The sequence below is a fragment of the Microbulbifer maximicatervae (SeqCode) genome, assembly GCF_052467385.1.
Map to the genome: position 1 here is coordinate 4,577,017 of NZ_CP174311.1, position 22,064 is coordinate 4,599,080.

Annotated in this window: 16 protein-coding genes; 3 read left to right on the plus strand and 13 right to left on the minus strand. The window is 48.6% G+C overall.

Features of this window, described 5'->3' with window-relative positions:
- Positions 1-436 precede the first annotated feature (436 nt).
- Positions 437-1,525, plus strand: coding sequence for a hypothetical protein (locus ACJJIR_RS19640; RefSeq protein WP_444906533.1), 1,089 nt, complete (start codon positions 437-439; stop codon positions 1,523-1,525).
- A 128-nt stretch (positions 1,526-1,653) separates the two neighbouring features.
- Positions 1,654-1,929 (plus strand): hypothetical protein, encoded by a 276-nt coding sequence (locus ACJJIR_RS19645; protein WP_444892674.1) that lies wholly within the window; start codon positions 1,654-1,656, stop codon positions 1,927-1,929.
- Positions 1,930-1,991: 62 nt separating this feature from the next.
- Here the strand turns inward: ACJJIR_RS19645 and ACJJIR_RS19650 are convergent, their stop codons facing one another.
- The 3 genes from ACJJIR_RS19650 to pepB form a co-directional block, all read right to left on the minus strand.
- On the minus strand, positions 1,992-2,717 hold the full coding sequence (locus ACJJIR_RS19650) for a CARDB domain-containing protein (protein ID WP_444906534.1): 726 nt from the start codon (positions 2,715-2,717) through the stop codon (positions 1,992-1,994).
- A 671-nt stretch (positions 2,718-3,388) separates the two neighbouring features.
- The gene (locus ACJJIR_RS19655; protein ID WP_444906535.1) at positions 3,389-4,543 is read right to left on the minus strand and encodes a DUF3667 domain-containing protein; all 1,155 of its coding nucleotides are present in this window, start codon (positions 4,541-4,543) and stop codon (positions 3,389-3,391) included.
- Positions 4,544-4,775: 232 nt separating this feature from the next.
- Positions 4,776-6,065 carry an aminopeptidase PepB gene (pepB, locus tag ACJJIR_RS19660; protein ID WP_444906536.1) on the minus strand — a complete coding sequence of 430 codons (1,290 nt, stop codon included), beginning with the start codon at positions 6,063-6,065 and terminating at the stop codon, positions 4,776-4,778.
- 165 nt (positions 6,066-6,230) lie between these two features.
- Between pepB and ACJJIR_RS19665 the strand changes: the two genes are divergently transcribed.
- Complete coding sequence (locus tag ACJJIR_RS19665) at positions 6,231-7,649, plus strand: hypothetical protein (RefSeq protein ID WP_444906537.1); 1,419 nt, start codon at positions 6,231-6,233, stop codon at positions 7,647-7,649.
- 57 nt (positions 7,650-7,706) lie between these two features.
- Here ACJJIR_RS19665 and ACJJIR_RS19670 read toward each other — a convergent pair whose 3' ends face one another.
- The 10 genes from ACJJIR_RS19670 to ACJJIR_RS19715 form a co-directional block, all read right to left on the minus strand.
- Positions 7,707-8,072 carry a thiol-disulfide oxidoreductase DCC family protein gene (locus tag ACJJIR_RS19670; RefSeq protein ID WP_444906538.1) on the minus strand — a complete coding sequence of 122 codons (366 nt, stop codon included), beginning with the start codon at positions 8,070-8,072 and terminating at the stop codon, positions 7,707-7,709.
- Positions 8,073-8,107: 35 nt separating this feature from the next.
- Positions 8,108-8,575, minus strand: coding sequence for a cupin domain-containing protein (locus ACJJIR_RS19675; protein ID WP_444906539.1), 468 nt, complete (start codon positions 8,573-8,575; stop codon positions 8,108-8,110).
- A 53-nt stretch (positions 8,576-8,628) separates the two neighbouring features.
- Entirely contained in the window at positions 8,629-10,032 is a 1,404-nt protein-coding gene (locus ACJJIR_RS19680; protein ID WP_444906540.1) for a rhomboid family intramembrane serine protease, read from the minus strand.
- A 138-nt stretch (positions 10,033-10,170) separates the two neighbouring features.
- Positions 10,171-12,333: a mechanosensitive ion channel family protein gene (locus ACJJIR_RS19685; protein WP_444906541.1), complete on the minus strand. Its 2,163-nt coding sequence runs from the start codon at positions 12,331-12,333 to the stop codon at positions 10,171-10,173.
- Between the two features lie 99 nt (positions 12,334-12,432).
- Positions 12,433-13,017, minus strand: a complete 585-nt coding sequence (locus ACJJIR_RS19690; RefSeq protein ID WP_444906542.1) for a DUF6515 family protein — start codon at positions 13,015-13,017, stop codon at positions 12,433-12,435.
- Between the two features lie 115 nt (positions 13,018-13,132).
- Positions 13,133-14,389, minus strand: coding sequence for a PepSY-associated TM helix domain-containing protein (locus ACJJIR_RS19695; protein WP_444906543.1), 1,257 nt, complete (start codon positions 14,387-14,389; stop codon positions 13,133-13,135).
- 77 nt (positions 14,390-14,466) lie between these two features.
- Entirely contained in the window at positions 14,467-16,566 is a 2,100-nt protein-coding gene (locus ACJJIR_RS19700; protein WP_444906544.1) for a TonB-dependent siderophore receptor, read from the minus strand.
- Between the two features lie 238 nt (positions 16,567-16,804).
- Positions 16,805-17,923 (minus strand): efflux RND transporter periplasmic adaptor subunit, encoded by a 1,119-nt coding sequence (locus ACJJIR_RS19705; RefSeq protein WP_413664206.1) that lies wholly within the window; start codon positions 17,921-17,923, stop codon positions 16,805-16,807.
- A complete protein-coding gene (locus ACJJIR_RS19710) occupies positions 17,920-21,015 on the minus strand; it encodes an efflux RND transporter permease subunit (RefSeq protein ID WP_413664205.1) in 3,096 nt (1,031 codons plus the stop codon). Before ACJJIR_RS19710 ends, ACJJIR_RS19705 begins: the two co-directional genes overlap by 4 nt.
- A gap of 231 nt (positions 21,016-21,246) precedes the next feature.
- Positions 21,247-22,062: a LytR/AlgR family response regulator transcription factor gene (locus ACJJIR_RS19715; protein WP_413664204.1), complete on the minus strand. Its 816-nt coding sequence runs from the start codon at positions 22,060-22,062 to the stop codon at positions 21,247-21,249.
- Positions 22,063-22,064 lie beyond the last annotated feature (2 nt).

The following is a 22,064-nucleotide window of genomic DNA, read 5'->3' on the forward strand; positions in this document are numbered from 1 at the left end:
CGACATTGGTGCTTCACCTGAACTAGCTCAACATAGAACTATCTCCATGAAACTGAACCACCCAATCTCATAAGACTGACAGAAAATTAGCTAGTCAGTCCAAATCCCACAGCAATTAAAACTCTCACATTCAGCTGTTCAATATTTGGAAGGTTCGTATTATCTAAACCGTTTGTACCAAATTGGTCAGCTCTTATCCTAAGTAGGAATTTTTACTTAATAAAAAATAATCTTTAAGAAAGTACTCAATATGCAAATGAACCAACTATGATGCCGATCAAGTAATAAAATTTAATTTAGAGTTAACCTTCAGTTTTATTCATCAAACAAACTGCAGTTGTATTTTTCACCCACACCAAGTTTTCACTCTATAAAAACTTATTACTCCAAAAGTACCAATACCTAAAGCACAAGAAATACAGTAAGGATGTATTAAATGGCGTTACAGAAGTCCCCCGGACAAAAAAGAAAATCAATGGTACGTACAGTATGTATTTTAGTTTTCCTTATTCTGACTTACTTTCTGTCAAACTATTATTCTCGTGCCAACAATGAATCATTAAGTTGGATCGAAAATCATCAAGCTCTAGATGCTGAAGTAGTAGCGTTAAGAGAGGAGGAAGAAGAGTACCGTGGCCGCAAAGGTAAAAAGCGCTATCGTACAAATTACTATATTGACTACCAGTTTAACTATGAAGATGAGGACTTTGAATCCTCCGCACAGGTTTCAAAAGGAATTTATAGTCAATATGAACAAGGTCAACCTATCGAAGTATGGTTTCCAGAGGGCGACATCTACGGGCATGTATTAGCGCAAAATGCTCAAAGAGATATCGAAAATAACACACCTGTAGGAAACCTGATTCAAGCAGCACCTATCACTATAGGTATCTGCCTCGTCTTATATTGGGTTTTAAGCTTCTTGTTTGTAAGGGAGTCAAAAAAAGCACTACCCAAGGGCTTTTATACTGAGACATCCTGGCTTGATATCGATGATAACTACCTCGTCGCCTTAGAAGGAGATGAACTCGTCTATTTTGATATCCCGAAAAAACAGGCTTTAACTGCTCAATCCGCCTATCAAGCGGGGAAATCTCCTGAAGAAATATATCATTTGTGTAAACCTGATACCGCAGCACGAATCCCTCTCAATGAAATAAGTTCACTTAGCAGTGACCACAATTCAGATGTAATAACTATCAAGCACGGGGGTAAGACCCATTCTGTTGAGTTCTTAAATCAAACAGTAAAAGCGCACGCATTAGAACGTATCGAGAAACAACTACCTGAGACAATGGATTATCAGCATATTCAGCGGTCTCGTTTGCAAGCCACTCTACCGTCACTTGTGATAGCAATACTGTTAATAGGCCTTATCTACTGGCTTGACTCATTTATTTTCCGTGCGATAGTTGGTTTTATTGGGCTAACCTCTGTGGCCCCGAATCTTTTGTCCAAATTAATTAGTCCGACAGAGACACGCCTCTGGGAGAAAGTCGAAGAAACCTCTGTAGAGCACGCATAGTGCAGAAGATGGCCAGCTTCAGCTGGCCGCTTTAATAGAGCTATCTGTTGCTCATAATCAAGCTCAGCTATACTGTCCCCAGAATAAACATAACGTCAGTCTGAAGACCCATTGGGATAGCAGAGATTATGAACTTCTCTTCATTAGCTTTTGCCATGCTCACCACAGCTACTACTCCTAATAGTTGCACAGATGGTATCGCTTTACTCCGTGGAGTAACAGCCATTGCCGCTGAATACCCTTGGCTAAGTGCAGATAAAAAAGATTATATAGTCCGAGACTATCCACGAATGTATCTCGTGCTACCTAAAATACCAGGGGAGCAAACAGTCGGTAATGAACAGCCTAATGCTGCGGTGGATAAAGAAAGCTGCCAGGTTATTAATGTGTTTCTTTCGAGCTGATCTTATATAGTATCTCAAAGCTCCCTACGGCTTAGTTCCGGGAGCTCTCCCCCTATCTACTACTACCCTTGCTCAGCATAAGTCAGTGTATTGTTATTTTCGTTACACTCATCGACGAGATTGGTAAAGTCAGCAGTTACCTCTAAAACCGCATCCGGATCAAAAACCCAGTAACCCAAAGTAAATACAATACTTACAGTGCCACCTGCTGGAATTGCAGGCGTCGCCTGTACATCGTTGGCTAGTGTATCAATATCTAAAAGGCGAGCCTGGCTGATTGGCGCTGCCAGAGCACCTATATTAGTGATATCGACCACGATAATGGATTGCCCGGTTCCAGGATTCCAGATCGGATCATAGATTTGGCTCACTATCAGGTCAGGTTTATTACATACACACAGACACATATAGTGATCATCTTCTTTGACACCATAAGGGGTTCCGACATAGCAAACCGGCTTATCGTCAAACTGATTGCCATAGAGCCAGTGAGATGATGGGTCATTGACAGGTTTCTCGATTATTTCAGGGTCGCGAGTTACCTTACAAACACTGGTAGATTCAAAATCATCTATCAAGTCAGTAGCAACCTCTGACTCAGGCACCCCTCCAACCCAAATTGCGCAAGTCCGACGACATGTCAGTGGGCCCTGCCCCTGCCAATAATTTGGAAACCAACCCGCTTCATAGTTTTGCATACTTAAATCTTGAATTGGGTCTGCATAACTGATAACCGTAATAAAACAAGTAGCAACTGCTGTGAGCATACGAAAAACAAATTTAAACATAACGCCCTCCTTTGAATTAAAAAATACATATTTGATTTACCCAAGATAATGTATATGCACACTAAAAATAGAACTTTTGGGCAGGGAGATTGTATGCAGACTTTACTGCAGGTCTACCAAGACAGACAAAATTATGGCGGGAATTTTATTGCGATTTGATCATTTTAATAACAAACAAAATATTACCACCCTATAAATTTCTAAAATCAATTAGAACCGCCAACATAACCTTAGAAAGGTTATTAATACTGAAAGATTGAAGGCAGCTTAAAGAATTCTCAAATGGAATATCTAATCACCTATAATTAGATCAGACTATAAAATACTATTACCAGCTGAGCGAATAGAATTGGTAGCAGATAAAATAAGCATAACAAAGCGTATTTAACACTGGCTAATAGCCAGCCATCGCAACAAACAACTTCGCCAGGTTTACAAACCGAATTCACCTTCCAGATAGACACCTTAAAATGAGAACCTCTGGAGCTAATAAAGCCGGTTCTGAATTGAGTAACGGACATAAAGGTTTGCAATACAATATTCTAAATGTCGGTAGTGCTGAAAATAAATTTTTAGCCTGGATAGCTTAGAGCCCAAACAACACAACTTCCCCAACACCAACCATTTAACGCTTATGCGTTTAATGGTTGGAATCCTATTAGGATATATCCTTATAACTCTGCCAAACTCCAAAATACAGTAAGAGCCGCACCAACAGATAATAAAACTAGATAGGCCAACCCCAAAAAAGAATACTTAAACAATGTCATGAACCAACCCTGCTGATATACACGCTTTTGCATCCAAAAAAGATATACAGGAACCCAAAGAACTAATAGTGCCATCAGGCTATTAAGAGATGAGGATATAAATGCGTATCCTTCCAGTTGACTACTAATACTATAAAACAGGTTGCCAATCAGAATACTCAGGCAGATAAAAGCCTGGCTGTGTAACGCTACAATCAGGTGCTCCATATAAAGTCTGCGTTTAAAGACGTAAAGCATCCACAGCATCATGGCAAATATTGGCAGTATGACTATAAGAGTTGACGGAAGAGCTCCCAAGAATGCTTTTTTGAAACGATTTGGATCATCGGTCACCCTTTCTACATTTTTATGGGCGCTCTCTACTTTACGGTTAACCCAATCTTCTAATGGTTTGGGAAGCCAATCAACTTGAAGAAACTCTCTATCTAACTCACTAATAGTCTCATTCAATCCTGAGGCCAGTTCCTCTTTAGAAAGGTTTTCCGATCCATTCTGGCCTCCATCAATCTCACTTAAATCTTCATTGAGTTTATGCAAACCACCGGTAAGCTTCTCTTGTTCGCTAATCAGATTTTTCTCAACATCTTCCAAAACAGCGACAGCATAACTATTGTTAACGTGCTTTTCTTTGCCTTTTCGAATATCTTCGATGGCGTCGTTATAACCTTGGCTCGCTTTTTCAACATCGACTGACTCAACGTCTACATTTCCAAAATTAATAGCCCAATCACTATTTATCTGGGTTACAAAGAAGCTGGTGATACATAGAAAGATAAACAAGCGTACAGGGCTGACATAACGGACCCGTCGACCAGAGAAATACTCAGCGGTTAAAAATCCAGGTCTAAAAAACAGAGAGGGTATTGTTTTCCATGTGCGGGAATCAAAAGCAAGCAGGGTATCAAAAAAGTCTCCAATTACTGAGGAGAAATGACGAACCATGCCTTTAACCGGCTGACCACAGGCGTAGCAATGGGGCCCCAATAGCTCTGCATGACAATTGGCACAATGGTTTGGATTATAATCCGAATTATTTGTAGAGGTTGCAGTGCTCATTACCGCTCACCGAATCACTGATTATCTTATTTACCTGGCAAAAGCTTCCAGGCCCAAGTATCTGCTAACGAACCAGAACCGAAATACCTCAATTAGCAGAACTCTACTAATATCCCGATTATCAGCTGGAGTACAATTTTTTTAATGACTTATAGGTATTAAGGGAGAGGTAAAAGAAACGCGCCGACTATTAGGCGCGTTTCGAAGGGAAATTGGCATAAATTGCCGGTTGCTAATTATCCAAAAGGAAGCGTGCAATTGTACGCAGGCCGTGCCCTTTAGCACCTGGCGCCCACTGATCATTGCCACTGGGCTGGTAAGAGCCTGAAAGGTCCATATGCACCCAATTGCGCCCTTCATCCCGTACAAAGCGCGCCAGGAAGGAGGCTGCCGTAGATGCACCAGGACTTCCCTCAATACCAACATTGGCGATATCGGCAAAGTTGGATGGGGTTTGCTCAAGGTGGAAACGCTCTAAAGGAAGTCTCCACGCCTTTTCATTTTCCTCAGAAGCTGCAGACAATACCTTTTGGGCTGCTTCATCTTCAAAACTAAAGACAGAGTTGAAATCCCGACCTACAGCCATCTTTGCTGCACCGGTCAGAGTAGCGGCATCCAATAACCAGCGAGGATCTTCTTCCGAAGCTGCAATTAAACCATCGGCCAGCACCAGGCGCCCTTCAGCATCGGTATTCAGTATTTCTACACTCACTCCGTTTTTATATTTAATAATATCGCCCAATTTAAAGGCATGACCGGAGATCAGATTTTCTGCGCAGCAGAGATAGAGTTTGACCCGCTTGTTGAGACCTCTGGCTATTGCAAGAGCCAAGCCTCCAGTTACCATGGCCGCGCCACCCATATCGGATTTCATTGTGGCCATGTTGTTGGACGGCTTAATGCTGTAGCCGCCGGAGTCAAAAGTAATTCCTTTACCCACCAAACACATATCAACCGGCGCCTGGTCATCACCCGTCGGGTTGAAGTCCACTTGTAACATCACCGGCTCACGTACACTACCACGCCCAACGTTGTGGATACCGACAAACCCTTCACGCAGTAGGTCATCCCCGGCAACTATACGGTAAGTTACCGCACTGGGAGCCAGCTTTTGCAGCATTTCTGCAGCGCTCTCCGCCAATACACGCGGAGACACATCATCAGGAGTACCATTAGTAATTTCACGAACCCAGCGACTGGCATTTTCACGGGCGGCGAGTTCTTTTAACTCGGCGCTGTCATCAGTCCCCCAGTCAATTTTGTTGGATTTACGCGGGTTAAAAAAACCTGCCCAAAATGCCCAGCGGCTTTCAATGCTCCAGCTTTCTCCTTTGAGGACAGCATCGTTGACCCCCATACCATCGAGCTTTCGGGCAGCTCGCTGCGCTGCAACCAACACAGCGCCTTTCGCAGCGCTAATATGAATATTGGCAGCGCTACCATCAAAGCTCAGCAGTGCTGATTCTCCCCAGGGTTCCGGCGCAAAGCCCTCAACCAAATGAATATGCATAGCCTTTGTCATACAACACCTATTTTGAAACTTGTGTACCAATTTTATCGGTATTTCTCCTGCATTCTAACAGGACATTAAAAATACTTGATGATTGCACCGCCACCGAGTCGACAGATAAACTGTGAACCAAGACAAAATTACTATTAAGTAGAGAAATTCGTTAGGGAAGAATAAATGGCTGATTCCTGCCACTATCACACTAGCAAGACTGCATCCTGGCAGTGCCAGCCCTGCAACCGTCAGTTTTGTGGCGAGTGTATTCCGGGTTCTAGTGCCAATTACCATGGGCAGGGTCCCGAATGCCCGCTCTGCCGCGATAGCCTGGAATATATTGGAGCCAGTAACAACGCCAAGCCTTTTTGGCAAATGGGGCTATTTTACTTTCTCTATGCTTTTAAGCCTGGCCCTCTAACAATCATGGCTGTTGCAGCAGCGGGCAGTATGGCAATAACGTCAATGGGTCTTCTGGCTCTTGTCGCTTTGGTAGCCATTGTAGCTGTTGTATCCCGCTACAATCTCTTGGTCATCGAAAGACTCGCAGGAGGCCAACTGGAAGCCCCTCCACTGGCAGATGCACTTGATGGCAATGGTGCAATGTTATTTCTGAAAGTCATTGGAATGACATTGATCGCCGGTTTTGTTGGCTACAAGCTTGTACAATTTACTGGAAGCCTCAATGTCATAATGATTTATGCGGCCGCCCTGTCATTTTTAGCGCCGGCTGCAATGATTGCCTTAGCGCTTACCCATAGTTTGAGGTCCGCAATCAACCCACTCAAATTATTGGAATTTACCCTAATCATTGGCTGGCCATATTGGTTGCTGTTAATTATTACCAATATCATTTCTTTCGCACCCAATATACTAATGGCCGTGGTCAGCGATAAACTGCCGGCTTGGGCAATTTTCCCGACCACAGCAGCCATTGTCTCTTACTTTTCCATCGTCTCAAGTGCTGTGATGGGGTATATCTGCTTAACTCGACAGCAAAAACTGGGAATAGCCTCAATACAAGAAGATGATGAAAATTACTTAGAGGAAAATGAATTCCTGTGTAAGCGCGCTCGGGCTGAAGCGCAAATATTTTTACGCGAAGGGGACTTCAAGGGCGCTCGCCAGGCTTTGGTTGAAGGGTTGCGCCGCTTCCCTAACGACGAAACTCTTAATGAGCGCTACTACCGCCTTTTACTTGCTACTGACGATAAAAAAGCCCTTCAGGAGCTGGGGCCACATCTATTAGAAAAATTTGTACAGATAAATCGCCCACATAAGGCAGCTGAACTGTATATGGCCACAGAGCCCAGCCCGCTTGTGGCTAAGCCCGAGATACGCCATGCACTAGCCAAGGTGCTATACCAACAGCATAAGTACCAATTGGCAGCACAGCTGCTCAATAATTTACATAAAGAGGCCTATCCACAACTCGATGCTGCCTATCTGTTATTGGCACAAGTGTATATGGATGGATTGGGTAGAGAAGACTTAGCAAAAAAACTACTGCACTTTGTCCGACAGAAATTTCCAGAGAGTGCTTTGCGTTCTGAAATCGATACCCTGTGGAAAGTACTTAACAGCACTGCCGAAATTCACTAAATAGCAAAATATGGGTAGCCATCTATGGTGGCTTCCCTAAACCTAGCCCGACATTCGCTACCAATGCTTTAGCGCCCGATTCCATAGATACAAACCTCGCGCAAAAACGTTGTAACCTTTATTCAAAAACCACCTAAGGCCGGCTAGCTTCGACACCCTAGCCTTCCATTGCTCCTTGGGAGAGTTCTCCCAAATTGTAATAAAAGCTTCGTAGCCTACTTTCAGATTTCCATCCGCATCCAATACATGCAACCGCTCACGGACAAACTCTAAATCTGTATTCAGTTCCTTCGCTTTATCTTCATCAATATGAACATCCTCCCAATCCACTTGGCAGGAGACGGACTTTTTCTTTTGTGCTGAAATTCCTGCGTTACAGACTGGACAAGCGGAATTATAAAAAACCCGAATCTTTTCAGGCATAAGCTAAAAATCCATTCTTTTTCTACCGGCGAAAACTACTTAGGGTGGTCAATGTCATCGCGGTTCACCAACTCCCAGGGTAAACCATTATTTCGGTAGATCCGCTGATTTTTTTCTGGGTAGTCGGCAACATCATGTTGCAATCGCTGGCCTACAACTATGCAGCGCAAGGTCACTTCTCCCACATTGCGCATCACATGAGCTGGGCCACCAGCGGGGTAGCCAATAAAATCCCCTGCAGAAACCTGGTGGTGATCGTCACCAATACGCACCTCGGCCCTACCCTCCAGGATATAAACACATTCATCTTCAAAATAGTGACAATGGAATTCTGTGGATTCATAACCTGGCTCGATTTCAATCATATGGAAACCAAAGCCGGATATGCCGGTAAGATCACCCAGGGACTTGTTTTTACGCACCGCATTGGCATTAAGGAAATGTACCTTGCGCTCCCCCTCCATCCCTGCAATTTCGGTCCCGGTCAAAATATAGCGACTCACTCTGCCCCCAATACAATATTTAATTATTTATAAGACATACCAAATTATGTTCATCAACCTGAGGCAGCCATATCTTGGGTCATCTCTTTCACCTCGCGCGCGCGGCCTTCCTCACCCAGGCGACGATAGTAATTGACCAGAACCATTCCCAGCTTCGGAATCAAGGGGTGATTCACTCGCTGCTGTTTCAAGTGGCGCAGTAATTCCTCTAGCCACGGCCAGTCCTTTTCCTCCGCTGCACGCCGTGCCATCAATAAATTTGCCTTTCCGGTGAGCGCCTTTGGACTTTTTGTTGCCGCCAAGTAGCGGCGATAGCCACTTGCCAGGGTATGGCCATCGATCTCCAGATTTCCTGCCTGGGCAAATAAAGCGAGATTGGCCCGGTGGTAACCTTCACTCTCTGGCGCCGCTGAGGTCAGTTCTATATAGCGCTCAATCAGTGTTAACGCCTGTGGATATTGCCGCACCGCTGAGGCTGCCGCTTCAGTGGCTTCCAGGATTTTTCCCTCTTCCAAAAAACGATCAATCCGCGCCAAGGCTACCCTTTGGGGGGACGGGGCCTCCTCTTCCTCCGGCATAGGTTCCACCATCGGGCGCCAGTACAACACCGCCAAAGTCAGGGCAAAACCTGCAAGTAAACCACCAGTATGGGCCCAGTAGGCAATGCTGGCATCTCCATACAAATAACCGAAAATCTCCTTACCCAACCACAGCGGTAACACCAGCAGCGCCGGTGCACTGAATTCGCCAAACATAAAACCAATGGTGTAAAAGAAACGTAGCCGGCGCACACCGTAAACCGCGACGAACATGCCCATAATTGCCGAGACCGCACCGGAGGCACCCACCATCGGTACATGGCTGCCGGATTCCACCAGCACATGCAGACCTGCTGCCGCCAATCCTCCCACCAGGTAGAGCCCTATAAACCACAACCCTCCCAGGGCCAACTCAACAGACAAGCCAAACAACAGCAGAAACACCATATTGCCGATAAGGTGATCCCAGCTTCCGTGTAGAAACATATGGCCAAAGGCTCCAGCAATACTCGGGTCTGCCGGTATCAGCCCCAGTGCGTTGCTACTGACTCTATCCCGCAGTTGGGCAAACTCCTGCCTCTGTCTTAACCATTCGGTCTCACCCTCTGCTTCGAGCTTCGGCAACAACCAGTGGTGGAATTCAGGGTTACCCAGGGATTCCCGGTAAAAAAACTCCTCCCCTTCCACACCCATCTGCGCTCTCCACTCTGGGTGCATTTCATTGACATACACAAGAAAGCGTTGCTCTTCGAGGTCCGGTAAGTCACTCTCAAAATAGTAATCTTCAGCTTCCTGCCAGCGAGCTTCATCCCCCCCTTGATAGAAAACAAACATCAGTAAGTTAAGGGCAATCAACGCAAAACACATTAATGGCGGCCGGCGCCAGTCGGGTTTGTTTTGGATGGGGATGATCAGCACGGGCTTCCCTTATTGTGATTTCATCAGCGCCCTGAGAGAAAACGCAGTAACACCGGTAAATGAACTTGCACCAACACAAAGGCCAGTAGACTGAAAATACTATGAAATCCCGGAGGTGTCATGCCAGCCGGACTCCAGTTACTTCCTGGCGGTACGGCCAATGATCGCCGGAACATCCCAACTGCGCAGATGCAGATCTCTCTGAGGGAAAGGTACCTCAATACCCTTATCGCGAAATTCCCGCAACAACTCCAAGTTGTACAGGGCATAGGAGTCTCCCAGGGAAGTCACCATATTGCTGTTGACCCACACCACCAACTTGAAGTCGAGGGCATTATCCCCGAACCCCATCAGCCACACCTCGGTTTTTCGCTTCCAGTCGGTATGGGTGATATTGACTCGAGCGGCAGCTTCCAGGGCAGCTTCCCGCACCAAGTCTGGGTCCGAGGCATAAGACACACCAAAGGGTACGTGAATACGGCGCACAGGGTCATCCAGTGTGTGGTTAATAACCCGGCCCGCAACAAACTCAGTGTTGGGCACCAAGATGTCCACATTGTCCCGCGTGGTAATACGGGTTGAGCGCACGCTGATATCGCGGATGCGGCCAAAAACGCCCGACTCCAGCTCCACCAGATCACCCACTTTGAGAGGGCGCTCAAACAGCAAAATCAAACCGGAGATAAAATTCGAGAAGATCGCCTGGAGCCCAAAGCCAATACCTACCGACAGGGCTCCAGCGACCAGGGCCAACTTGGAGGTATCCAGGCCCAACATGCTGAGCACCACAATCAGGGCCGCAGAAATAAAGATGTAGTGCAACACCCGCCCAAGATTGTACATGGAGGATTCACTGGCATGCTCCCTGCGCACAAGCCGGCGCAGGAAGGCCTGGGTGAGTCCAGACAATAGCCAGGCCCCCACCAAGACCACAATCATCTTGGCGATCAACCGCAGGGTTATCGGGTTCTGGGCAACAGTAAATAGCTGATAATCCGCCAACTTACGCCAGCGGTTATAAGCTTGTCTTGCGCCCAGTGCGACTCGTTCGCGCACTGTTGCCCACCAACCCTGGCGCTCCTTGTAAACCTCCAGCTGGGCCTTTTCATAGCGCTGAATATCCTGCTCGAGGTCATTGGCTCGGGCCAAGCCACTGCCAATACGCTCAAAGTAAGACCACCAGCGACTCAGGTCTTCGTTCTCTTCATCTTCGCGCCAGGCCACCACCTGGCGCTGGCGCACCGCCAGCTCCCGCGACGCACTTTCAATCACAGAGTTGGCGTTTTCCAATAAATCCCGACTGATAATCAGCGGGCGCTCTTCGCCCTCTTCATTTAGAACCTCATTGATGGATTGCAGCAACTCACTTTTGCGTTTTTCCAGCTGCTCCTCCAACAAGTCCACTTCAAGCTGCATCAGGGTGAGGTCTTTCTGCATATTGATTGTCGGGTCAGTGGAGGGTTCTGTAGTGCTTTGAATACTGGTGCGGGTCGCAGAAATACGTTCGATTTTCTTTTCGTTCGCGGCAATATCCTTATCTATTTCCTCTGCATCTTTACTGGAGTAGACGAGGGTATCCAGAAGTCTCCGCAATTTAATTTCTGCGCTGTTAATCTTTTCCCGCCAGGTTCCCAGGAAAGTATTAACGGTACTCAGCTGCTCAATAATATTTAGGTGATTTATTTGAGCTAAAAGTAGAGCCTGCGCCGCCTCATCCTCCTCTCGTCCACTGGAATCGCGCAGTACAATCACTTGTTTACGCAGTAAAGATAGAGACTGGGACTGGGTTGATTTAAGTTGGCGAGCCTCCAGTTCTACGCCTTTCAACCTACGTCGGCCACGGCTGATGGCAGAATCGGCCTTGGCCCAGTTCAATACCGTTGGGTTCTCTGGAAAATCCACATCCGGCATTAAAGGGACTTTCAGGTACTCCTCTCGTTTTTTCCAGGTAATTGCGACCCCTTGTAGACTTCGGCTAATCTTTTCTGCACCGTCCTGTAAGGCCTCATCCTCCGGCAAATCCTTTTCCCACTCCTCCCAGCTCTTTGTGACCAAGCTAAGCCATTCTCGTCGCTCTTCGGGAGAAGCACTGGTCCATCCAGTCCACCAATCTGCAGAGGGGTCAGCAAAATCCGGAACCTCCGGCTTAAACTCCTTGGGTTTACTACCGGGAAGCTGCGCGACACTGGAAACAGAGAGACAGGCGACGCTAAAGAAAAGGAGAAATGAAAGGGCGAGGTGAAGAAAAGAAAATTCTTTGCCGGCACTACAACGAGGGATGAAAAGGCTGGCACCCGGCATAAAATACTTCTATCCGTGAAAAAATCCGGCACTAATAAAATAGGCGCCCACTGGGCCATATTATTCAGTGTAGCCCAGGGACTTCCCTGCCCCATGCATTTACCTGAAGCGCCGACTTTGACGCAAACATTTTCTGTATACCTTGCGATATTCACGCATAGCCTGCCTGGTTGTTTTACCAGGCTCATCCGTACGGCGCAGCAAATTTGCCGCCCGGGCTTCACAGTAAATATCCCAATCCTTACGATCGACTCGTTTACCCTCTGAGCGGTGCCGCAAATGGCGGGGCGGATACGCTCGGGGGTATATTTTCTTTTTCGGAGCTAGGGGATTGCGATTAACATGCTGCCAATTGGGAGGGGGCGTGACCACCACATATTGATTGTCCCTGGGGTCTAATAAGAAAAAGGTACCATTACCCGCAAGCATATAATGCTTGTTACCCAAGTTAATGGGGGTTCCAAAAGGTACTCGGGAGACCCGAGCTCCCAGAGGCGGCTCAATCCGGGTATAGGCGTCGGGGCCTTTGCGGTAGAAATAACCATTTTTATAAAAAACTGTCTGGTTATTCACTTCGATAGGCTCAGCTCCGGGAGGCAGGTGGTCCGATCGAACCTGAGACTCCGAAACAGAACAGAAGAATACAAGAAATAGGGTAAGCAGGGATCGCATGGCTAATGTCATCAGCAAATTGCAATCCGCTAAGGGTATGGTGCGAACAAGTCATCCCCAAGGCTATCCCAAGCGGTAACTAGAGCGCCATTAATTGCTCCAATTACCACTGGTCTAACCAATAGAGTTATACAGCAGTACTCGGCAAGGGAGACCTGCTATCCACCCGACTACTGACTGCCACACGACGTTTACGTAACCAGATTAAAACTCCAGTCACACTCAACATCGCAATCACCACCCCCATAATTGAAATCAGTATGCGACCAGGGAGACCGAGGATCCTACCGGAATGCACTGGGAATTGCGCCTGTACAAATAAGTCTGCTGCCGTCCCTTCCCAGGGGATAAAGTCTCCGAGATATTCGCCGCTGTGGCCATCAAAAAATAGAGCCTTGTGACCACCCCCCCCGGCACCATGCCCTGCGCTGGCATCAAAAAATTCAGCCCGATATATCCCCCACTCCCGGGCATACCACAGGGAATTCAGCGGTTGCTGCCAGCCAATCTGCGCAGCTTGGTTTTCTCCAATCGCGGCTATATCCCGAAAAGACAACGAGGGGGTAATTGGATTGCTGTGATCGTTGGGTGTGCGCTCTTCCAAGGGCGACGGAGTCACATCTGATACCAGCGACATCAGAGGAAAAAACACTTCTCGATAGAGATTCAGTGAGAAGGCCGTAAATGCAATTGTCAGCATCAACGTCCAGGTCCACAGGCTGAACGCACGATGTAAATCAAATGTGAGCCTGGCACGCCCAGCGCCGGCCTTAATCATCCATGCGGGCTTCCATCGCTGCCACCAAGTCCGAGATGGCTTTCGGGTGGATTTCTTGCGACGAGGTAAAGTCACCGCTAGTCCCACAAAGCAATCGATTGTCCATACCAGTGCAATAACGCCCAGCAGCCAAATCCCCCAGTGATCAGTGCCCCAAAATTCGGGTATATGAAAACTGTAATGCAGCTTGTACAAAAACGACATCAGGGTTTCAGTTGTTACTGGCCAGACACGTCCCCATTCGCGCTTACCAATAATTTCCCCATTGGTCGGATCGACAAATACCTGGTTGTAATCCACCGCAAAGAATTTACCGGTAGCCGGGTCAATTCGAGGCTCTACCCAGAAATACTGGGTATGCCCAGGCTCCTGTACCAATTCAAAATAGGATATTTGGACTTGCGGCAAGGACTCTTCAAGCCGTTCTGCCAACTCGATAGAGGCTAAGGGTTCGCCGCTGGAAGTAGTTTTATATAAGTGGGGATTAAGCCACTCATCCAGTTCGTGATCCCAGGAGATAATAGCGCCGGTTAGCCCAGTGACTATCAGGAAGACCGCAGTAGCAAGCCCCAGGTAACGATGTAAAAGAACCAGGGTTTGACGCATAACATTTACCTAAAACTAAAAAACAGAAAACCCGGCACAAGTACCGGGTTAAACTGCAACGGAGTTAACTAGGCGCCTTAGTAGCGCCAGCTCACACTCAACTGTGCCTGACGCGGAGCGCCGTAATAGCCCTGGGTCCAATAGAGGCTATTGATATATTTCTCGTTGGTCAGGTTATCAATATTGAGGCCAACCGTTAAAGCATCAGAAATATCGTACTTGGCAAAGGCGCTGAGCAACGCATAGCTATCCTGCTCTACACGAACACCCTCGACAGGCTCAATGTATATATCATCCTGCCAATTAATACCGCCGCCGAACTTCAAGCCTTGGACTTGAGGTAAATCGTAAGCTACGGCCACCTTCAGGGTGTTGCGCGGAATATAAGTGCGATCTTCCTCACCGTCTTTATTGACTACTTCACTTAAGTGAGTAAGGCCAAAACTAACATTGAAATTCTCGGTAATTGAACCGATTAGCTCCAGTTCAACGCCCTTTGTAGTGAAATCACCACTCTCGTAAACATTCTTTCCATCAACCTTATCTAGGTATTCACCGAGATTATTCAGGTTGGATTCAAATAGCCCAACACTAGCCGTTGCTTGTCCACCCGCAAGGGTGTACTTAAACCCCACCTCGGAACTATCTCCCTCTGCGGCGCCCAGTGGTTTAAATTCAGGGTTAACCCAAGACTGCGGAGTAAAGACTTCGGTAAAGCTACCATAGAGGGAGAAACTATCGTTCAGGTCAAAAGTGGCCCCCACATAAGGAACAGTTTCATCCGCCGAAGTGTCAGCATCAACGCCATAACTGTAGCCGGATTGTTCCACTTCCATTTTGCGCGCACCGGCCAACAGGGACAGTCTATCAGTAACGTTCAGGCGAGTAGCAAAGTATAAAGACTTGTGCTCTTGATCGTCGTAGTGGCCAGTGTAATAAGCATCGGTATCGACAAAGTCAGGCCGCGCCGTTGTGCCATTAGCCCAGTCACTGCCAAGAACCGGATAGCCATCGGAGTAGCTGTAGAAAGATTGGCCGGTTAGTTCGATATCTGCATAGTTGGCACCCACCACCAATTCGTGATCGCGGCCGAACAAATTGTAGGTTCCTGACAGGAATACATCCGCAATCTTTTGCTTTTCATCCAACTTGTAGCCAAACGCATATCCATATAAACCCAGTTCGGTCTCTCTGTCTGGAGTGCCGTAGACATACATCTCCTCGACATCCATATCGATTTCATTCTGGGTCAGTAATGCAGTGACGGACCAGTTTGCGGAAAGATCCTGTTTCAGTTCAACAAAAGTCTGGATTCTGTCTACATTGCGGAAAGCCCAGTCTGGTGCCGTACTTGTGGAAACATCGAAATCGGTAGCGCTGCCATTGGTATAGAAAAGTGGCAGGGCACCAGACATACTGCCATCGGCTTCACTGCGATTTTGGCTGTGGCCTAAGGTCAGGGTGGTGAAATCAGTCAAATCTGCTTCCACAATACCGTAGTAGACACTGCCGTCAGTTTCGTAGCGGTCAAGATAAGAGTCAGCCTGATCCTCTGCAACCACCAACCGTCCTCGGACGTTATCGCTGATAGAACCTGAGATATCTCCCTGGGTGCGCAAACGTCCCTCTTCACCGACAACCAGATCTACACCCGCCTTGAACTCTTCTGTCGGACGCTTGCGGATAAAGTTAACCGTCGCTGAGGGGTTAGCCAGACCTGTGGTCAGAGCTGCTGCGCCCTTCACCACTTCAACCTGGTCGAATATCGCGGTGTCTTGATGCCCATGGGATAAACCAGAGGAAAAGGGAACACCGATTCCATCGTATTGGAAGTTCACAATATCAAAGCCGCGAGCGGTGTAATAAGTACGATCCGTCTCTACGTTCTCTACGGTTACCCCTGGGGTATATTTCAGCAGCTCATTAATATCCTGTAGGGCAAAGTCCTGGATTTGAGCTTGGGATACAGTTGTTACCGTTTGCGGAGTATCGTAAACAGATAGGCTTAGGCGAGAGGCAGTACTGGTCTCTTCCTGCTCTCCGTAGACACTGACTTCTTCCATGGTTTCAGCAGTTTCGCTTTCAGCAGACCAAGCAGAACTTCCCAGCGGGGCGAGCACGGCGGCAGCAATCCAGGCTGACAGCGCTTTTTTCTTCATTAAGCCGTTAATTTTCATCGGCTAAAACCTCATTCCAAATCAGTGAACGGTGCAGGGGCACCATAAACGGAGCGGATGATATTTGAAGAAATATACGTCAGTCAATGCGAATGATTATTATTTAGTCGATGTACCCACAAATAGTTTGGATGGGGAGGGAACATCATTACTTGGTGAAAGATTAGGAGGGCCAGGGCGATCACAAGCAGCGAGTCACCCTGTATTTGATCAGAAGGCCTTCAGGAAAAATCAGGAATTAGCCACTGCCCGCCTGTAATGGCTCTTTATCTCGCACCACTTCCGACAGCACTTTAACTTCCTGTCCAGGCTGCAAGCGCTCAGCACCACGCACTATCACACGATCGCCCTTGGTGAGATCACCGCTTACCGACACCCATTCACCATCGCCACTGCCGATACGCACAGATAATCGCTCAGCCTTATCCTCCTCGCCCACTCGATATACGAAGGTATCGCCATTTCTTAAAACCAAGGCATCCCTTGGCACAGACATGGTGGCCTGCGCCTGCGCAATGGGCACAGAGACCTGTACCGGCATACCGACAATCCAGTCCCACTGCTCCGGCGCACTCTGTGGCAAAGTTACCATCAGCTTAACTCGCCGGGAGCGATCGCTGGCCACAGGCACAAATTGACGTACCCGGCCGCTAAATAATTGATCATCCACCCGTGCCTCTCCCGGCAGAGAGACAGAATCACTGCGCAGCGCCACTGTGTCACCGATGCGAATCAGCGGCAGAGCCGTCAAGGGAATATCCGCCTCCACTTCCATCTGTGACATATCCAGGGCTCGCAGTAATTCCGAACCGGTGCGCACATATTCTCCCGCCTGTAATTCGCGGCTCACCACTAAAGTATCAAAGGTTGCATCAATGGCTGTTTTAGATAATTCATAGGCCCGGCGGTCGCGCTCAATTTGAGCCGCAATCAGGTCCTGAGCCATTGCCTCGCGCTCAGCCTGCTGCTCTTCCAATGCGGCTCGAGAGGTACTATTGGTTTCCGCCAACTTACTCAGTCGATTTAACTGAGCATCCATATAGGTCAACCGCGCACGCAATTGTGCAATACGGCTGTCACTATTGCGCAGCTGTAATCGCCAATGAGTACTGTCCAGCTCGGCCAGGCGCTCACCCTTTTTAATAAAGCTGCCGGGCTCAGCGACAAATTCCAACACACCATCCAGTTCAGAAGAAACCAGGATATCTCGTCGGCTCACCACCTCACCTGCAGACCACTGGCTCGGAGCAATTTCCCGAACTTGGGCCCGATCCACCAATACCGCAATAGGATCGCCCTGCGCCCAAACGCCACTGGCGCCCAGAGATAAAACGATACCTGCGAGCAATTTCTTCATTGTGAACTCCTCAGGGCAAACCTTTCGCGCATAGCCGTAAATTTGGGTAGTGGCAGGCTGCCGGTTTGCAGTAATGCCGGCAATAAAACCAGGGTAAAGAGCGTGCTCACTGCCATGCCGCCCACAATCACTGCGGCCAGGCCGCGGTAAATAACACTGCCCTCACCGGGAGCAACCAATAGTGGCAACATGCCAAATACACTGGTCAGGGTACTCATAAAAATAGGGCGCAAACGCAGGCGCAAGGCCTGCTCTACAGCGTCCACCCGAGTGCTACCCGCCATTTCTGCCGCTCGCGTCTGGTGTACCAGCAAAATAGCATTATTCACCACCAGGCCTAGCAATATCACAAAGCCAATCATGGTGAGCAGATCCAGTGGTTGGAAATCGATCAAGTTTAAAATTTGTAGCGCCAACACGCCGCCCACTGTCGCTAAGGGCACGGTGAGCAATACCAGAGAGGCATCCCGCAAGGAGCGGAACAGTGCACTCATCAGCAGGAATAAAATTAGCAGCGCTAACAGGAAATTCTTGGAAAGCGAGGCCAACGCCTTATCCAGGTCACTGGCATTTCCCCCCACCAAAATACTCCCGTCAGCGGGCAGAGCTTCGCGAATCTTCGGCAATACATCCGTTTCCAGCTGTGCGCGCACCTCTTCGAGGGACACATCTTCCGGCGGTACTATATTCAGTGTAATAGTGCGCCTACCATCGACCCGGCGCAAACTGCCCGGCCCCACAGTCCGCTCCACACTGGCCAGCTGACTGAGTGGCACCACTTCCCCACGGGGCGTTACCAACGGCGTATTTTGCAGTTGTTCTGGAGTACTCCAGGGCTGCGCTTTAAAAATAATATCCAGGCGCTTTTCACCGTCAAAATACTCGCCAACATAGAGACCATTACCCAGCGTTCGAACCAGTCCGCCCATATCCTGGCGATTCCAGCCCTGCTCCAGCATTGCGCGATCATTGGGGCGCACTGTCAATTCAGGTTCTGATAAAGATAAGCCCGGGTTGGTCTGCACCGGCGTTCCCGGCATCACCTCTTCAACAACCTCAACTCCAAGGGCAGCCGCACGCATCAATGCTTCGGCATCACGGGATTGCAGATGTAAAGCAATGTTGCGGTCACCACCGAACTGGCCAAACAGATTACCCCGCGCGGCGAATCCCTGGAAATCAGGAATATCCACCAGGATTTCTTCCCGCAGGACTCTCTCCATCTCCTTGGCTTGATCCATATCCTTAACCCGAACTCCCATAGTGCCGCCATTGGGCCAGGTGATCACGTAGTAGTTCTTCAGGGCTGGTTCGCGCTCACCACTCATGTAGGGTGCCATGCGCTTATCCAACTCGTTGACAATTTCTGTTTCTAAAGTTTTGGTATTAGTGGATGCGGGGAAATTCATCCACACGTCGACTGCATCCCTTTTTACCGGCGGTAAATAATCCAGGTTTGGTAAGAATAAATAAGTCGCAACCATGGGCATTAATAAAAGCCCCCCGATCACCTGCCAACGGCGGGTCCTGGTACTCGTCAAAGCCATTACCCGCGCAGTTATTTTTTCCCATACTCGGGAGAGACGGTCTTCAGTAGAGATAGAGGGTAGCCACAGACGCGCAGCCAGGGGAACCACAGCCACCGCAACCAACAGGGAAAACACCACAGCCACAGCAATAGTCAGGGCCAGGTCACCGAAGACCTGCCCTTCGACACTGTTAAGGAAAAATACCGGAAGGAATATCGCAACGGTTGTCGCAGTACTGGCCAACAGTGCACCCCACACCTGGCCCGCACCCTGCTCCGCAGCCTCCTCTGCCCCCCGACCTTTTTCTCTCAGGCGCACAATATTTTCCAACACTACTATCGCAGCATCGAGCACCATACCGGTAGCAAAGGCCAGCCCCGCCAGAGAAATTACATTCACGCTGCGGCCTGCGGCCGACAGCACCACAAAGGTCGAAAGTAATGAAATTGGAATCGCTGCGGCAACGATCAAAGTCGCACGCATGCGTCGCATAAACCACCAGAGCACTCCGACAGCTAATACGATGCCTAAAATCATATTACCGCCGAGCAAGTTTAAAGCCCGGTAAACAAACACCGATGCATCAAATGATTGCACCAGCACAAGCTGCTCAGCTTTCAATTTAGTTTCATTCAGCTCAGCGACTTTTTGCTTAACCCGCTCCAAAGTCGCCAGCATATTGGCATTGTTGGTACGGTTAATACGGAGAGAAACTGCCGGATTGCCATTTTGCGTGGTGACACCGCGGGATTCGGAAGGCCCCACCTTGACCTCAGCAATATCGCCCAGGCGCACCGGCTGTCCATTGCGCCATTCCAACACTAATTCGGATAAGTCTTTGGGTTCATACTCGCCGACAAAGCGCAGGGTATAGCGACGACGCCCCACGTCGGTAAATCCGCCGGAGACATCCCTGGCAGACGCCAGCTGCCGACTCACTGTAGGCAGCTCTACTCCCAGTTCAGCTGCTTTCCAGGGATCAAAAATAATCTGTAACTCTTCCTGTGCCGCACTCCCAGACTGGGCCTGGACACTGGCAACCCCGGGCACCGACTCCAACTCCGGGCGCAGTACATCTTCGATCAGGCCAGCGTAGTCATCCAGGTTATTCTGGTTATCAGGTAATTTTTGCAGAAAGAAATAGGTCAGTGCTGTGGCATCGCCACCCCAGCCACCCAGCATTACTCGCGGTGGCTCCGCATCCCGGGGCAATGGCGGCAGGCTGCTCATACGACTGATAACATCAATCAGCACCTTGTTCATATCGGTGCCCATGGCAAATTCCAGATTTGCCCAGGCGCCACCGCGACCGGCGTTGACTTGCATCATTTCCAGACCGGTGAGGCCCTGTAATACGGATTCGATCGGCTCGACAATTTCCGCCTCCACCTCTTTCGGTGCGGCCGCTCTCCAGCCCGCCTGGATAGCGATACGAGGATTGTCGATATCGGGGAAAAGTTGAACCGGCAGCTGGCTGGCGAGGAAAGCTCCAAGCAGAACAGCCATAACCACTGCGACCCCCGCAGCAGCGGGATTTTTTAAAGCGGCGCGTGTTAATGCCATTACTTCAGCCCCAGTTTTTTATTGGGACTGAAGGCTAGCGGAATATGAATTCCTTACAAGGCAGTTGCGACTAGTTGCCAGGAAAATTCGATCAGGCCATGAAGAGCCCGTTTATTCACCGGAAAGAAAATAAAAATTCACAAAATGAAATCCATGCCTTAAGAGGCAGCGTTACAGTGGAAAACCCACCTGCTTTGCTGCCTCACCTGAGAGCCATAAAAAATTTATGGATCAGAGGAAGTGCTGGACTTTATTTTTATAGCTGCGGCTCATTTTTAAACATTCGCCGCTATCTAACACCAGATGGTATTCACCATTAATATGGGCTCGTATCTCCCGTACTCGACTTAAATTGACGATAGTCGAACGATGAATCCGTTGGAACAATTTCGGGTCCAACTGCTGCTCCAGCTCTTTCATGGTGATACGCATCACATGGGTCTCACCCCGAGCGTGCACACACATATAATCACCGGCAGCATCGATCCAGTCGATTTCACTGGAGGGCACCAAAGTTATTTTGCCCGCATCTTTCACTGCAATTTTGTCCGGATAGGCACTACCGGCAAATTGCCCGCTAACCAGCTTCTGCTCCAACACCTCAGGGGATTCCTTGGTCAAATCGGCAACAGCTTCGAGTAATTGCTCCCGTTGGTTAGCGATATCAGCGTTAGCTCTCTGTTCCCTGACTCGGGTAAGAGCCAACTCCAAGCGCTCTTCTTCGATGGGTTTTAATACGTAGTCCACCGCATTGATTTCAAAAGCCTCTACCGCATACTGGTCGTAGGCCGTGACAAAAACTACATGAGGTAGAGAGTCCACCGGAATCAACTGAACCAGTTGCAAACCGTTTACGCCGGGCATCTGGATATCCACAAATGCTACATCGGGCTTCAGCTCCAGTATCTTGTCTAACGCATCGCGACCATTGCCGCTCTCTGCAACCACCTCGATATTAGCCATCTGTTCCAGTCGCAGCCGCAAGCCGCGACGAGCCAGGGGTTCATCATCGACAACGATCGCCCTCAGGGTCTCTACTCCACTCATCT

Excerpts from the sequence above, each read along its gene's own strand:
- ACJJIR_RS19640 (WP_444906533.1), top strand. The coding sequence starts at position 437 with ATGGCGTTACAGAAGTCCCCCGGACAAAAAAGAAAATCAATGGTACGT.
- ACJJIR_RS19645 (WP_444892674.1), top strand. The coding sequence starts at position 1,654 with ATGAACTTCTCTTCATTAGCTTTTGCCATGCTCACCACAGCTACTACT.
- ACJJIR_RS19650 (WP_444906534.1), bottom strand. The coding sequence starts at position 2,717 with ATGTTTAAATTTGTTTTTCGTATGCTCACAGCAGTTGCTACTTGTTTT.
- ACJJIR_RS19655 (WP_444906535.1), bottom strand. The coding sequence starts at position 4,543 with ATGAGCACTGCAACCTCTACAAATAATTCGGATTATAATCCAAACCAT.
- pepB (WP_444906536.1), bottom strand. The coding sequence starts at position 6,065 with ATGACAAAGGCTATGCATATTCATTTGGTTGAGGGCTTTGCGCCGGAA.
- ACJJIR_RS19665 (WP_444906537.1), top strand. The coding sequence starts at position 6,231 with ATGGCTGATTCCTGCCACTATCACACTAGCAAGACTGCATCCTGGCAG.
- ACJJIR_RS19670 (WP_444906538.1), bottom strand. The coding sequence starts at position 8,072 with ATGCCTGAAAAGATTCGGGTTTTTTATAATTCCGCTTGTCCAGTCTGT.
- ACJJIR_RS19685 (WP_444906541.1), bottom strand. The coding sequence starts at position 12,333 with ATGCCGGGTGCCAGCCTTTTCATCCCTCGTTGTAGTGCCGGCAAAGAA.
- ACJJIR_RS19690 (WP_444906542.1), bottom strand. The coding sequence starts at position 13,017 with ATGACATTAGCCATGCGATCCCTGCTTACCCTATTTCTTGTATTCTTC.
- ACJJIR_RS19695 (WP_444906543.1), bottom strand. The coding sequence starts at position 14,389 with ATGCGTCAAACCCTGGTTCTTTTACATCGTTACCTGGGGCTTGCTACT.
- ACJJIR_RS19700 (WP_444906544.1), bottom strand. The coding sequence starts at position 16,566 with ATGAAAATTAACGGCTTAATGAAGAAAAAAGCGCTGTCAGCCTGGATT.
- ACJJIR_RS19705 (WP_413664206.1), bottom strand. The coding sequence starts at position 17,923 with ATGAAGAAATTGCTCGCAGGTATCGTTTTATCTCTGGGCGCCAGTGGC.
- ACJJIR_RS19710 (WP_413664205.1), bottom strand. The coding sequence starts at position 21,015 with ATGGCATTAACACGCGCCGCTTTAAAAAATCCCGCTGCTGCGGGGGTC.
- ACJJIR_RS19715 (WP_413664204.1), bottom strand. The coding sequence starts at position 22,062 with ATGAGTGGAGTAGAGACCCTGAGGGCGATCGTTGTCGATGATGAACCC.